The sequence below is a fragment of the Streptomyces sp. B21-083 genome, assembly GCF_036898825.1.
In the GTDB taxonomy this organism is placed as follows: domain Bacteria; phylum Actinomycetota; class Actinomycetes; order Streptomycetales; family Streptomycetaceae; genus Streptomyces.
The window spans coordinates 4,506,428-4,520,033 of record NZ_JARUND010000002.1 but is presented as its reverse complement, the minus strand read 5'-3'; the positions used below and the strand labels follow the sequence as shown (position 1 = coordinate 4,520,033).

The following is a 13,606-nucleotide window of genomic DNA, read 5'->3' as shown; positions in this document are numbered from 1 at the left end:
CGCTCTACCGTCGCTCTATTCGGCGATGCTCTACTTTCCCGAGACCAATCGCGTCACCTAGGAAGGACCGCTGTGTCGACGACAAGCGCAACGACCCTGGACAGTCCCGTCCTGCGAGCCATAAAGACGCACACCCAGTCCGACAATCCCAGCTCGTTCCTGGCCCTCAACAGCGGAAACACCGTCTTCACCCTCCCCGGTGTCGACGGCGTGGCCGTCCACCGCCGGGCCGGCCACCACCTCGTGCAGTTCGGCGGTCCTTTCGCCGCCCCCGACGCCTACGTCAAGCTGCTCGTGGGACTGCGCGACCACGCCCGTGAGAACCAACTGGAATTCGTGGCCGTGCAGCTTCAGCGAGCCGACGCCGAGCAGTACCGGGAGGCCGGGTTCACGGTCAATCAGATCGGCGCCTCCTGGGCCGTACACCTGCCCGAGTTCAGCCTGCGCGGCACCCGTTTCATGCAGCTGCGCAACAAGATCTCCCGAGCCCTCCGCAGCGGTCTGGTCGTCGAGGAGGTGCCGGCCGAGGACTGCGAGGCGGCACTGAGCACGATCGACAAGGCCTGGCTGGGGTCCAAGGGTGAGCACGCCCGGCCCCTGGAGTTCCTCGTCGGTCAGGTCGGCGGCCCGGCGCAGAAACACCGTCGGCTCTTCGTCGGCAGCATCGACGGCGCGCCGGTGAGCTACATCTCGTACTCGCCGGTGTACGGCAGCAGGAGCGGCTGGATGCACGACCTGAGCCGGCGCATCCCCGGCGGCTCCCCAGGGCTGATGGAGGCCATCAACGCCGCCGCCATCGAGAAGTTCGTCGAGGAGGGTGCGCAGTGGCTGCACTTCGGCTTCACGCCGTTCACCGGTCTGTCGGAGGACAACGAACTGCCTGGCCGCAGCCCTTCCTTCCAGTGGCTCATGCACTTCCTGTGGGCCGAGGGCGCCGCGCTCTACCCGGCCCAGTCCCAGCTGGACTACAAGGAGAAATGGGCCCCGCACGCGGTGCTGCCCGAGTACGTGGCCTTCGACGGGCCCGCGTCCATCGCCGGCTTCGCCCACATCTTCCGCGCCTGCAACGCGTTCTGACGCCGTCCGAGCAGTACACGCCCCACCCGTTCGCCAAGCCGACCAAGGAGAAGCACATGACGATCGCCGCCCGGGACCCCCGCTCGACGGACGAACTGAGGAAAGCCCTCGTGGAGTCGCTGATGGCCGTGATCGGCGCCCCCGACGACGTGCCCACGGCCGAGACGGCCGCCACCACCCTGCGCGGTCTCGACGAGCGGCTGGTCTCCGAGGCCGGTTCCGGCTGACCGCGGGCGGGTCGGTCCGCAGCGAGAGGGGCGGCGGTCCCCGGGAGTGAACCCGGGGGCCGCCGCCCCTCTGTGTGACGGAATCCCGCTGATGCGCGTCCCGCTGTTCCGGGCGCGGAGGACCAGCGCGGCCCTGGGCTCAGGCGGGTGACCACAACACCGGCCCGGCCGGCGTCCCCACATCCAGCGACGTGTCCGCCGCGAGCATCGACTCGTACAGCCGCCGCACCCGCGCGCTCGGCTCGATGCCCAGTTCCGCGCCGAGGGTGGCGCGCAGCCGTCGGTAGGTCTGCAGCGCCTGCCAGACCCGGCCCGAGGCGTACTGGGCCGCCATGAACTGCGCGTGCAGCCCCTCGTGCAGGGGATGCTGCGCCGACAGGGCGGCCAGCTCGCTCAGCACGCGGCCGTACCGTCCCAGCCCCATGTCGGCGGCGATACGGCTCTCCAGCGCGGTCATCCGCGCCTCCTCCAGCCGCAGCACCTCGATCTCCAGCACCAGACCGGTCCTGACGTCCACCAGGGCCGGGCCTCGCCACAGGGTGAGCGCCTTCCCCAACAGGGTGGACGCGGCGGCGAAGTCGCCGGCTGCGAAGGCGGCCTGGCCGAGTTCCTGGAGCCGTTCGAACTCCTGGACGTCGATCGCGCCCGGTTCGACGTCCAGTTGGTATCCGCCGTTGCGGGTGAGGAGCACCTCTTTCGCGTGCGGGCGGTCGGCTCCGGCCGGCCGGCGGACCGCGGAGGTGTACGGCACGTCCTGCCCCAAATCCAGCGCCTGCTCCAACAGGCGCCGCAGCTTGAGGATGTAGGTCTGGACCGTGGTCGGCGCGCTACGCGGGCACTGGTCGCCCCAGAGTTCCTCCATCAGGGTCGCCGCGGTGACGATGCCGCCCGCGCGCAGGGCGAGCAGGGCGAGGATCTGCCGAGGTTTCGCCGCGCTGGGGACGATGGACCCCTGGTGTTCCCGTGCGATGAACGGACCAAGGAGCTTGATCTGCACCGCTGATCCGCCTCCTTCCCGGTGAGTGGTGACGCTTGGTGTGATGCGGCCCGCGTACTCCGCGGTTCGGGGGCGCCGCGGTATCGGATCCAGCCCGTCCAGCCTGCGAGGTGGGCCGGTTTCCCGCCAGTGAAGGTGTCGTGACTCGGGCGGGAGAATCACCTCCCGAGACCATGAAGAACTCACCCCGAAAACATGACGACCTCACCCGGTGGTCGTACTCGGAGAGCAGGAATAGCGGCAGCCCGCACTGCAAATGCAAATTCGGCACGGTGCTCGAATTGGGCCGGAAATGCTCTTGGATGGAAAAAGTTGATCCTTTCTGAGATATGAGAATGCGTATGCTGCACGCGTAGACTTTTGCGCCGAGTAACGGGGGTTGCGATGGAAAGTGGTGAGAAGTCCACTTTGTGGACACGGCGCCGAGAACAGGCCGACGGCGAAACCGAGACCCGGGAACCGCCGTCACGCTCAGCCGCGTACATCCTGTACGCGGTGCTGTTGGGATATCTCGGCCAGGTCGTGTTGGCCACCTATGCGTCCGGGGCCCGGGCGACACACATGATCACCTGCGTCCTGTGCTGCTCAGTACTGCTCGCCCTGCAGTTGCTGCACACGCAGCAGCATTGGGCCGCCCGTCGGCGCCGCTACCGAGCCGCCACCCTGTCCGCGCAGGCCGTCCTCACCTATCTGCCGCTGCCCTGGCTGGGCGATTCCTGGGGGGTGGCCGCCGATTTCCTCGCCGCGTCCGTACTGCTGCTTCTGCCCGCGCGGCTGAAATGGCTGGTGTTCCTCGCCGTCGGGGTGGGCAGTTCGCTGCTCGCCGGGCTGCGTCACCAGGGCCCCGCGCTGGGCGCCTCCATCGCGTCGGCCACCCTCGGCACAGGCCTGGCGATCTACAGCATCAGCCGGACGGGCTTCCTGGAGGCCGAACTGCGCCGCGCGCGGGCGGGTCTGGGACTCGCGATCTGGCAGGAGCGCCAGCGGTTCGCCCGCGACCTGCACGATCTGCTCGGACACAGTCTCTCGGTGATCACGCTGAAGACAGAGGTCGCGATGCGGCACGTTCCGCAACCGCAGGAACAGGTCAAAGAGGAACTGACGTCGATCCTGGCCGTCTCCCGCCAGGCGCTGAGAGAGGTGCGCCACGTGGCGCACAGCTACCGCTCGCTGTCGCTGGCCACGGAGCTCGAGGCGTGTGTGGCCCTGCTCCGCCGCGCCTCCATCAAGGTGGATGTGCGTACGTCGGTACGGCCGCCGGAGAGCCGGTCGGGCACCGTTCTGGCCATCGTGCTGCGGGAGGCGGTGACCAACATGCTGCAGCACAGCAAGGTGCGGCACTGTGCGATCGTGCTGGACCAGACAGGCGGCCGGCTGCGGCTGAGCATCGTCAACAACGGCACCGGGCTGGAGGGCCACCACGACGATCCGTCGCCGTCGCCCACGGGGTCGGCGGGCTGCCGTGGGCTGACGAACCTGGACATCCGGCTGGCGGAGGTCGGCGGCACGCTGACGGCCGGCCGGCGATCCGGTGGCCGGTTCGAGGTCCTGGCCGAGGTCCCGGACGGCACCGGGGACGGTGACCGGGGTGGCCGACGACTCTCGGAGCCCGGGGGCCGGGGCCGGTGGCCGGAGCAGGAACGCCGCAAAACCCAGCGCGGCGTACGGACCGACCAGAACCGGATGCCCGGCGGCCCGGTGAGCGGCTGCGATCTGCTCGGCGGCCGGCTCTGCGAGGGCTCGACGCTCCGGAAGTTCTCCGCCGAGCCGTGACGGCCGTTCGGCCGTGAGGCGTCACCGGCGGCGCGGCCCGGCCGGTGACCTGGGGCGGGCTCCCGCCCGGGGGCGCGGCCGGGCCGATGCCCGGCGGCCCGCTCAGGGCAGCCAGCCCACCTCCTGCGCGATGCGGATGGCGTCGACCCGGTTGCGCGCGTTGAGCTTGCTGACGATCGTGGTGAGGTAGTTGCGGACGGTCCCAGGGGAGAGGTACAGCGCCCCGGCGATCTCGCCCACCCGCGCCCCCTGCGCGGCCAGTTGCAGCACCTCCAGCTCGCGTGCGGTCAGCGGGCTCTGCGCATGGTCCCAGGCGGAGAGCACCAGCTCAGGATCGACCACCCGTTCCCCGGCCACCACCTTCCTTATGGCGCTGGCCAGTTGTTCCGGCGGCGCGTCCTTCAGCAGGAACCCGGACACCCGCATGCTCAGCGCCCGCCTGAACGGGGCGAGCGTGCCGAGGCTGGTGAGCATGAGGGTGCCGCAGGACGGCAGCACCTCGTGGAGCGTGGCGGCGGCGGTCAGTCCGTCCGTGCCGGGCAGGTGCACGTCGAGCACGGCGATGTCGGGCCGATGCTCCAGTGCGGTGGGTACCACCAGGTCGCCGTCGTCCACCTCCGCCACGACGACGATGTCCGGTTCCATCGAAAGCAGGGCGACCAACGCGCCACGAACCATGTGCATGTCCTCGGCGAGCAGCACGCGGATCATGCGTCTCCTCCTGCCAGATGCCGGGCCCCCGAATTTCCCGGCAAGCCGCAACCATACCTTCCCGGCCTGCGATCACAGAGGCTCAACAGCCGTGTTCCTCGGCCCAGTTGGATCAAGCGCGTCGCGTCGCGATCAGCCGGGTACGGTCAGCGGCAGCAGCCGTCCGGACCCGTACAGCCGGCGCATGGCAAGCCGTTGGACCTTGCCGCTGGCGGTTCTGCGCACCGTGCCCGGCCTGACGAGTACCACCTTCACGGCGGACACCTCGAAGTCCCGCGCCACGCAGGCGCGTACCGCCCGTTCCAGCGCGGCCAGATCCAGGTCGTAGCGGCGTCCCACGCGCACGTCCTGCACCACGACCAGCGTGTCGTGGTCGGGTGCCGCGGTGAACACGGCCGTGGCACCGAAGAGGTCACTGAGCTGTTGCACGCGGTGTTCGACGTCCTGGGGGTGCACGTTCCGCCCGGTCAGCACCATCATGTCCTTGATCCGGCCGGTGACGAACAGCTCGCCACCGTGCAGCGCCCCGAGGTCGCCGGTCCGCAGGAAACCGGACTCGCCGTCTTCGGTGGTCCCGTCGAACGTCTCCCGCGTCTCCAGTGGGCGCTTCCAGTAGCCGTCGGCCACACTCCTGCCGCGGGTCCAGATCTCGCCGACCCCGTCCTCGGGCAGTACCCGTCCGGTGTCCGGATCCACGATGCGCAGATCGCTGTGGCGCGCCACCGGAGTGCCGCAGCCGATGAGGGCGCGGGACGGCCGGCCGGGCGCGGCCGGCACGAGGCGCCCGAGCTCCAGTTCCGCGATGTCCGCGTGGAAGGGCCGCGGCGGCCCGCCCGTGACCGTCCGCCGCCCGGCCGTCAGCAGCGTGCTCTCGGCCAGTCCGTACGCCGGCACGAAAGCGCTCGGCCTGAAACCGACCGGTGAGAACCGCTCGACGAAGGCGTCCATCGTCTCCGCCCGCACCGGCTCCGAGCCGTTCACCGCGACCTGCCAGCCCGACAGGTCCAGCTCGGCGAACTCCTCCTCGGTGACCTTGCGTGTGCACAGCTCGTAGGCGATGTCCGGGCCGCCGCTGACGGTCACCCCGCACTCGCTCACCGCCTGGAGCCACCGGCCCGGGCGGCGGGTGAAGTCGGAGGTGGACATCAGCACGCCGGTGGTGCCCAGCCACAGCGGATGCAGCAGCTGTCCGGACAGCCCCATGTCGTGGTGGAAGGGCAGCCAGCCGCCGACACACGCGTCCGGTCCGGTGCCCAGCAGCGCCACCAGCTCCTCCTGGTTGGCCAGCAGATTGGCGTGGGTGAGCCGGGCACCGCGCGGCTCCCGCGTCGACCCCGAGGTGTACTGGAGTACCGCGACCGTGTCCGGACCGCACACGGGAGGTCTCCAGTCCGCCGCCGACGGAAACGCCGTGGAGCCGTCCAGGGCGAGACAGGGCAGGTTGCCGCGGCCCACCGCCGACACCAGACGGGAGACGTCCACGGCCCGCTCGCGGTCGGTGAGCAACAGGGAGACCTGCGCGTCCTGCACGATGCTGAGGACCCGCTCGTCCGCACTTCGCCGCCCCTCCGCCACCGGGCACGGTGTCGGAATCGCGCCGGCGTACAGGCAGCCGAAGAGCGACACGATGAACAGTTCGGGCCGCTGCTGAAGCACGAGCACCCGCTCGCCGTTCAGCCCCTGGTCCAGCAGCCACGCCGCCAGCCGCCGGGCGGCCTGGTCCAGCTCCCGGTAGCTGAGCCGCCGGATGCGCATCCGCTCCCGGCCGCCCCCCGCCTGGGCGGACCAGTCGAGCAGTGAGTACGCCACCGCGTCCGGCCGCTCCTCCGCCCGCCGGATCAGGAGGTCGGGCAGGATGCGTGCGGTTTCCACTTGTTCGTCCCCCATGGTCCGGCCGCCGTGCGAGTGGGCGCTCAGTCTGCCCCGCGGCTCCTTGAGCGTGGCTTGAGCGCTTCGCCCGGCGCTCTCCACGATCACGGACGAGGCACCGGGGCGACGTACGGGGGAAGGTCCGGGAACGGTCCGAGTGGAGCAGTTTGGGGCGATACGTCATAGAATCATCCATATGCCATCCGCCAGATGGGACGGCCTTCATGATGTTCCCCAGGGAGGTAACACCGGACGGAACGCATGGACCGTTCGAGACGGCGAACGTCGCGGCCGCCGTGATCGATGCGAAGGGCACGGTCATCGGCTGGACGGGGGCCGCCGAGCGGCTTCTGGGATACGGCGCGGCGGAGGTGCTCAACCGCTCCGCCGCCACTCTGCTGGCGCGGTCCGAAGACGCGTCACGGGCGGCCGAGGTCGTCGAGGAGTGCGGAACCCGGGAGAGCTGGGGCGGCCTGGTGGGCGCCCGGCACCGTGACGGCCGCCGGGTCGAGGTCGGGCTGCGGGTGACCGCGATGTCCGACACCGACGACCGCAGGGCCTGGCTAGTATCGGCGATCGACGTGTCGAAGGCGCCGACCTGGGCGGTCAGCGGGGAGGTGCTGGAAGGGTTCCTCACCCGCTCACCGCTCGGCATGGCCGTGCTCGGCCCGGACCTGCGGTACGTGTGGATGAACGACACCCTGGAGCGCTACGGCGGTGTGCCGCGCGACGAGCGGCTCGGGCGCCGGATGTCGGACTCGCTGCCGGGCCTGAACACCCAGGCGCTCGAAGCGCAGATGCGGCAGGTGCTGGAGACGGGCAAGCCGGTCGTCGACTACGAGTACCGGGGCTGGACCTGGGCGGATCCGCACCAGGAACACGCCTACTCCACCTCTTTCTTTCGCCTCGACGACCCGGACGGCAACCCGCTGGGCGTCTGCTACATGGGCATGGACGTCACCGACCGGTGGCGGGCCCGGGAGCGCCTGGCCCTGCTCAGCGAGGCCAGCGCCCGTATCGGGGGCACGCTGGATGTGATGGCGACCGCTCAGGAGCTGGCCGACTTCTCGGTGCCGAGGCTCGCCGACTTCGTGGCCGTCGACCTGCTGGAAGCGGTGCTGCACGGCGACGAACCCGGTTCGGGGCCGGACGGCAGCGCGTATCACGTACGGCGGGCCGGGCAGCAGTCGATCCACGAGGGCTGCCCGGAGTCGGTGATCGCCACCGGCGACTCGATCGACGCGCCCAGGTCCTCGCCGTACTACGAGACCATGGCCAACGGCACCGCGGTGCTGGAACCGTTCCTGGACCAGGTCACCGCCCCGTGGGTCGCGGAGGATCCGGCGCGGGCCAGGAGCATCACGGAATTCGGGATGCACTCGGCGATGTGGGTGCCGCTGTCCGTACGCGGCACCGTGCTGGGGGTGGCCTCCTTCATCCGTATGGAGCACCCGCAGAAGTTCGAGGAGGACGATCTGCTGCTCGCCGAGGAGCTTGTCAGCCGGGCCGCCGTGTGGGTGGAGAACGCCCGCCGCTACACCCGGGAGCACACCGCCGCACTGGCCCTGCAGCGCAGTCTGCTCCCGCAGACGCTGAACGGGGGCACCGCCATGGAGGTGGCCTCGCGTTATCTGCCGACCGACGCCAGGGAAGGGGTGGGCGGCGACTGGTTCGACGTGATCCAGCTGTCCGGGGCCCGGGTCGCCCTGGTCGTCGGTGACGTCGTCGGACACGGCCTCAACGCCGCGGCGACCATGGGCAGGCTGCGTACGGCCGTACAGACGCTCGCCGACATGGATCTGCCGCCCGACGAGCTGCTGGCCCACCTGGACGACCTGGTGATCCGCCTGACCGAGGAGAAGGGCGGCGACGACGAGCCCATCGCCACCGCCGTACTGGGCGCCACCTGCCTCTACGCCGTCTACGACCCGGTCACCCAGCTGTGCACCATGGCCCGGGCCGGACATCCGCCGCCCGCCGTGGTCACCCCCGGCGGCAAGGTCACCTTTCCCGACCTCCCGTCGGGCCCTCCGCTGGGCCTCGGGTCGCTGCCCTTCGAGTCCGCCGAGATCTCCCTCCCCGAGGGAAGCCTGATCGCCCTCTACACCGACGGCCTCATCGAGAGCAGCGACCAGGACATCGATGTGGGGCTGTCCCGTCTCAGCGATGTGCTCGCGCAGTCCGGCCTGCCGCCGGAGGAGCTGTGCTCGGCGGTCGTGAACAACCTGCTGACCGGCCCGCAGACCGACGACGTGGCCCTGCTCCTGGCCCGGCCGCACGCGCTGGGCGCCGACCGGGTCGCCTCGTGGGACCTGCCGACGGATCCGGCGATCGTCGCGAGCGCGAGGGAGCTGGCCGTCCGTCAGCTTCTCGGATGGGGGCTGGAGGATCTGGCGATGACCACGGAACTGGTCGTCAGCGAGCTGGTCACCAACGCCATCCGGCACGGCACCGGACCCGTCAGGCTGCGCATGATCCGGCACGACAAGTTGATCTGCGAGGTGTCCGACGCGAGCAACACCTCGCCCCGGATGGGCCATGCGCGGACCACCGACGAGGGCGGCCGGGGCTTGTTCCTCGTCGCCCAGCTGACCCGCCGCTGGGGTACCCGCTACACCCAGGCCGGAAAGATCATCTGGGCCGAGCAGGACCTCCCGGGACGGCCCGGCGACCAAGGCGAGAGCTGACGGCCCGGCGACCAAGAACCCTCTCAGGTGCCTCTTGGGTGAGGGCTGATCGACGATCCGGCTTCGACGCCGGGTGTCCCGGACGGACGGACGGACGGACGGTCGGTCGGACGGACGGACGGACGGTCGGTCGAGCGGGCGGGCGAGTCGGGCGGACGGGCGGGTGAGCCGAGCGGGCGGACGGGCGAGTCGGGCGGACGGGCGGGTGAGCGGGGCGGGCGAGTCGGACGGGCGGGTGAGCGGGGCGGGCGAGTCGGACGGGCGGGCGGACGGGTGAGCCGGGCGGGCGAGTCGGACGGGCGAGTCGGACGGGCGGACGAACGGACGGGCGAGTCGGGCGGACGGGTGGGCGAGCCTGTCGTTCGAGCCCGGTGGGGTCCGTGCCCGTGATGAGGCCGCGCTGCGGGATCGACCTGCTCGGGAAGCGCGTCCACCTCGCCTCGGTCGCCCTCGATCCGCCACCGCGGAACTCTTCTCCTCCCTCAGCCGACGGGACCAGCGAGTGCGCGGTGAGCACTATCTGCACGGTCTGCTGCTCGCCGACGGCCGCAAGTCGGTCCGTAACATCGCCCTCTCGCTCGGCCGGCCGGACGAGGAACAGCGGCTCCACCACTTCATCTGCGGTTCGACCTGGGACTGGGCGCCGATGCGTGCCGCGCACGCGGGTTTCCTCGACCGGGTGTGCCCGCCGCAGGCCTGGGTGCTGAACGCCGTGACCATTCCCAAGGACGGTGAGCACACGGTGGGTGTGGGCCGGTTCCTGGATCCCCAGGCCGGCCGGTATGTGGGCGGCCAGCGGGCCTTCGGCGCGTGGTACGCCTCCACGGCTCTCAGCGCGCCCGTCAACTGGAAGTTGTTCATGCCACGGCACTGGATCGACGACGAGGCACTGCGGGGACGTGCCGACATCCCGTCCACCGTCACCTACGAGTCGATGGAGCAGTGCGCGGCCGACACGGTGCTTCAGGCGGCACGGGACTGGCGCGTCCCGCCGCGGCCCGTGCTCATGGATCTGCGGGCGGACGCCGACTGGCAGTCCGCACGCCGCCTCGCCGCCGGGGGGCTGCCCGTGGTGGCCAGGATCGCCGCGGCCAACCGGTTCATCGTGGACGACCCCGCGCTGTCCCGGTCCGACAGATGGCCCATGTCAGCGGCGGGCATCCTGGATTCGGCCAAGTTCTCCCGGCGGAGCGTCGAATGGGCCGATCCGGGCGGCTCGGGCGGCACGCACACGTCGTGGGTGGCCGCCGTCCAGGTCCGGGTGGCCGGGCCCGGACTGGGCCATCACCGGCCTCTCGTACTTCTCGGCGAGTGGCGCCACGGGCAGGACAGTCCGGCACAGGTATGGGTGTCCGACCTGGCGGACACCGCTCCGGCGGACCTGCTGAAGCTGACCAAACTGACCCGCAAGGTGGCCCTGGACCGTAGCCTCGGCGCCGACCGGACGGGTGCGGCGGACTTCGTCGGGCGGTCGTTCTGCGGCTGGCACCGGCACATGACCCTCGCGTCCGCCGCCCACACCCTGCGCCTGCTGGCGCTTCAAGGGGGACGCTGAGACCGGACGCGGCTCTCGTCGTGAAACGGTGCTCGCCGGTGGCGTTTGCGCGTGCGCCGCGTCGAGCGGCCTCCCGCAACGGGGTCAGGGGGAGACGGGGTGGAGTGTGGCTGGAGGTCGAGAGGGAGACACGGTCACAGCTGGGGGCGGCGCCTCGCGGTCCTGAAGACAGGCGTCAGGCCGGAGCCGTCCTCCGCGTGGCCCGCGGCATCGTCACTTTCCACCGGCGGCGGGCGGCCCTTCCGGCCACCGCGTCACACCCGCGGCTTCCGCATCGACGCCAAGATCGCCGCCAAGGACGTCGTCATGCGGCCCGAGGCGAATCCACACCGCATGCGGATCCGTTCCCGGGCGCCCGCACAGGTCCAGGGCCGGCAATGAGGGCGACGTGCCTCACGGGCTCGGCGATCCAGCCGCCCGGGACCACGTCCGCGACCGGGTCGTCCTCGTCGACGGCGCCCGCCACCGACGCGCACTCGACCTGATCCGGGCCGAAGCGAGCCGGCGTGCGTCAAGGTGCGCTTCCCCCCTTCTCGCGACGACCTCAGCCGACGGTTTCCCGCGCCCGCACCGGGCCCTCGCCGTCACGTGGCGCGACGCACTTGCTCAGTGGGATCTCCGGCGACTCGGGGGCGCCCGGCAGGACGGTCCAGTGGTGCAGCCGCGCGTACTGGTCGAGCCTCGGGTCGCCCGCCACGGCCACGGGTGTGCCCACCGCGTTCAGGATCGGCAGATCGGACAGGTGATCGCCGTAGGCCGCGCAGTCGGCGAGGCTCGCCCCGTGCACCGAGGCCGCCTCGCGCGCCGCGTCGGCCTTCGCCGCGCCGATCATCGGCGTTCTCAGCAGCCCTCCGGTGTAGCGGCCGTGGACGATCTCGGGTGTGGTGGCCCGGATGTCGGTCACGCGGAGGTGTTCGGCGAGCGGCATGAGTACGGCGGGGAAGGACCCGGAGACGAAGACGACGGTGTCGCCCCGGGACCTGTGCCGGCGCAGGGCGTCGACGGCACTGGGGTTGAGGAAGCCGCCCTGGGCCAGCTCCCTCTCGAACCAGGCCCGGGCCAGGTCGGTGACGGCTGCCGCGTCGGCGTCGCGGAAGTTGGTGAAGTAGGCGCGGTTCGTCGCCTCCCGGGGCACGCCGATGGCCGTCATGGCCTTCAGCCGCTGGCGCCGCTGTTCGTAGACCTGGGGGCCGTGTCCCTGGGCCGCGAGGTAGTAGCGCAGGAAGCGGAAGAGCGTGATGTCCGTGGTGAGGGTTCCGTCCACGTCGAAGAACGCGAGGCGTCGGGGGCTCATGGTCTCTCCTGTGAGGCGTCACGCCGCCGTCCGACGCCCGGTGACCGCGGCGTCGGACGGCGGCCCCGACCGGTCAGCCCTGGACGCCCTTGGACTTCAGGAGCTCGGCGGTGGCGGCTATGGTTCCGGCTTCCTGGAGTTCGTGGTCCTCCACATCGACGTCGAAGCGTCGCGAGAGCGCCACGGCGAATTCGACCAGGACGAGGGAGTCGAACTCCAGGCTCTCGAAGTCGGTGTTCATGTCGGTGTTCTCCGGGACCTCGTAGTCGGAGAGCAGGATGTCGATCAGGACGTCGGCCAGCGGCAGGGTAGAGGTACTCATGTGAGGTTTCGCCTTTCGGTACGAGGAGCTTCGTGTGTGGGGTGGGACGGGGTCGCTCAGGCGGCGACGATGTCCGGCCAGGTGAGGGCCACGGCGCCCCAGGTGAGACCTCCGCCGAAGGCGGTGAGCAGGACACGCGCGCCCGGGGTGAGTGAGCCGTCGCCTGCGGCGTCGGCGAGGGCGAGCGGAATCGAGGCCGCTGAGGTGTTGCCGACCCTGTCGAGGTTCATGACCGCGCGCTCGGCGGGGATGCTCAGTCCACGGGCCACGGCGTTGAGGATCCGCGCGTTGGCCTGGTGGCCCACGAGCCAGTCGACCTGGTCGGCCGCCCAGCCCAGCCGGTCGAGCACCGTCTGCGACGACTCGGTCATGCGGTTGACGGCCTGGGTGAAGACCTGCTTGCCCCGCATGGTGAAGTAGCGGTCGTCGGCGTCGGGCGCCGGCGTGGTGGCGCGCTGGCGTGAACCGCCGGCCGGGATGGTGATCAGGTCCCGTCCGCTGCCATCGGAGCCCAGCTCGACAGCGAGCAGCAGACCGGCCTCGTCCTGGCCCGACGCCGCGGAGAGCACGACCGCTCCCGCGCCGTCACCGAAGATCACGTTGGTGGTCCGGTCGGTCGGGTTGAGGATGGTGGAGTAGGTCTCGGCTCCGATGACCAGGGCCCGCTGCGCCTGTCCGGCGGTGATCTGCGCCGAGGCGGCCGCGAGCGCGTAGAGGAAGCCCGAGCACACCGCCGCGATGTCGTAGGCCGCTATGGGACCGAGGCCGAGACGCGAGGCGACATCGGGGGCGGTGGCGGGGCACGGGTTGTCGGGTGTGGTGGTGGCCAGCACGACGAGGTCGACCGCGCCGGGTCCGGCCTCCAGGCCGGCCGACTTCAGGGCCCGGTGGCCGGCTTCCACGGCGAGATCACCGGTGGCGACGCCGGGGCCGGCCCAGTGCCGGTTACGGATGCCGGTGCGGCTGGTGATCCACTCGTCGGTGGTGTCGAGACGTTCGCAGAGGGCTTCGTTGGAGATGCGCTGCGGGGGCAGATAGCTGCCCAGGCCGACCAGCGCGACAGATGTGGTGTGCACGGCGATCGCTTTCTGGCG

The 13,606-nt window shown here is 71.0% G+C and carries 11 protein-coding genes; 5 read left to right on the top strand and 6 right to left on the bottom strand.

Features of this window, described 5'->3' with window-relative positions; translation table 11 throughout:
- Window positions 1–72 precede the first annotated feature (72 nt).
- Together QA861_RS44375 and QA861_RS44370 are read left to right on the top strand one after the other, a co-directional pair.
- Entirely contained in the window at window positions 73–1,077 is a 1,005-nt protein-coding gene (locus QA861_RS44375; protein ID WP_334594618.1) for a bifunctional lysylphosphatidylglycerol flippase/synthetase MprF, read from the top strand.
- 56 nt (window positions 1,078–1,133) lie between these two features.
- Window positions 1,134–1,304 carry a hypothetical protein gene (locus QA861_RS44370; protein WP_334594617.1) on the top strand — a complete coding sequence of 57 codons (171 nt, stop codon included), beginning with the start codon at window positions 1,134–1,136 and terminating at the stop codon, window positions 1,302–1,304.
- A gap of 139 nt (window positions 1,305–1,443) precedes the next feature.
- Here the strand turns inward: QA861_RS44370 and QA861_RS44365 are convergent, their stop codons facing one another.
- Window positions 1,444–2,301, bottom strand: coding sequence for an AfsR/SARP family transcriptional regulator (locus QA861_RS44365; protein WP_334594616.1), 858 nt, complete (start codon window positions 2,299–2,301; stop codon window positions 1,444–1,446).
- Between the two features lie 495 nt (window positions 2,302–2,796).
- On the opposite strand from QA861_RS44365, the gene QA861_RS44360 reads away from it, so the two are divergent.
- Entirely contained in the window at window positions 2,797–4,074 is a 1,278-nt protein-coding gene (locus tag QA861_RS44360; protein ID WP_334594615.1) for a sensor histidine kinase, read from the top strand.
- A 102-nt stretch (window positions 4,075–4,176) separates the two neighbouring features.
- On the opposite strand, the gene QA861_RS44355 is transcribed toward QA861_RS44360, so the two are convergent.
- Together QA861_RS44355 and QA861_RS44350 are read right to left on the bottom strand one after the other, a co-directional pair.
- Window positions 4,177–4,785, bottom strand: coding sequence for a response regulator transcription factor (locus tag QA861_RS44355; RefSeq protein ID WP_334594614.1), 609 nt, complete (start codon window positions 4,783–4,785; stop codon window positions 4,177–4,179).
- 132 nt (window positions 4,786–4,917) lie between these two features.
- On the bottom strand, window positions 4,918–6,657 hold the full coding sequence (locus QA861_RS44350) for a fatty acyl-AMP ligase (RefSeq protein WP_334594613.1): 1,740 nt from the start codon (window positions 6,655–6,657) through the stop codon (window positions 4,918–4,920).
- A 221-nt stretch (window positions 6,658–6,878) separates the two neighbouring features.
- Here QA861_RS44350 and QA861_RS44345 point away from each other — a divergent pair, with 221 nt between their 5' ends.
- Together QA861_RS44345 and QA861_RS44340 are read left to right on the top strand one after the other, a co-directional pair.
- Window positions 6,879–9,341, top strand: a complete 2,463-nt coding sequence (locus QA861_RS44345; RefSeq protein ID WP_443041655.1) for a SpoIIE family protein phosphatase — start codon at window positions 6,879–6,881, stop codon at window positions 9,339–9,341.
- Between the two features lie 355 nt (window positions 9,342–9,696).
- Window positions 9,697–10,896, top strand: coding sequence for an IS701 family transposase (locus QA861_RS44340; protein ID WP_334595048.1), 1,200 nt, complete (start codon window positions 9,697–9,699; stop codon window positions 10,894–10,896).
- Between the two features lie 544 nt (window positions 10,897–11,440).
- On the opposite strand, the gene QA861_RS44335 is transcribed toward QA861_RS44340, so the two are convergent.
- The 3 genes from QA861_RS44335 to QA861_RS44325 form a co-directional block, all read right to left on the bottom strand.
- A complete protein-coding gene (locus tag QA861_RS44335) occupies window positions 11,441–12,190 on the bottom strand; it encodes an HAD family hydrolase (RefSeq protein WP_334594612.1) in 750 nt (249 codons plus the stop codon).
- A 73-nt stretch (window positions 12,191–12,263) separates the two neighbouring features.
- A complete protein-coding gene (locus QA861_RS44330) occupies window positions 12,264–12,512 on the bottom strand; it encodes an acyl carrier protein (protein ID WP_334594611.1) in 249 nt (82 codons plus the stop codon).
- Between the two features lie 56 nt (window positions 12,513–12,568).
- On the bottom strand, window positions 12,569–13,588 hold the full coding sequence (locus QA861_RS44325) for a beta-ketoacyl-ACP synthase III (protein WP_334594610.1): 1,020 nt from the start codon (window positions 13,586–13,588) through the stop codon (window positions 12,569–12,571).
- Window positions 13,589–13,606 lie beyond the last annotated feature (18 nt).

Coding starts and splice junctions, on each gene's coding strand:
- QA861_RS44335 (WP_334594612.1), bottom strand. CDS start 12,190: ATGAGCCCCCGACGCCTCGCGTTCTTCGACGTGGACGGAACCCTCACC.
- QA861_RS44345 (WP_443041655.1), top strand. CDS start 6,879: ATGATGTTCCCCAGGGAGGTAACACCGGACGGAACGCATGGACCGTTC.
- QA861_RS44370 (WP_334594617.1), top strand. CDS start 1,134: ATGACGATCGCCGCCCGGGACCCCCGCTCGACGGACGAACTGAGGAAA.
- QA861_RS44355 (WP_334594614.1), bottom strand. CDS start 4,785: ATGATCCGCGTGCTGCTCGCCGAGGACATGCACATGGTTCGTGGCGCG.
- QA861_RS44330 (WP_334594611.1), bottom strand. CDS start 12,512: ATGAGTACCTCTACCCTGCCGCTGGCCGACGTCCTGATCGACATCCTG.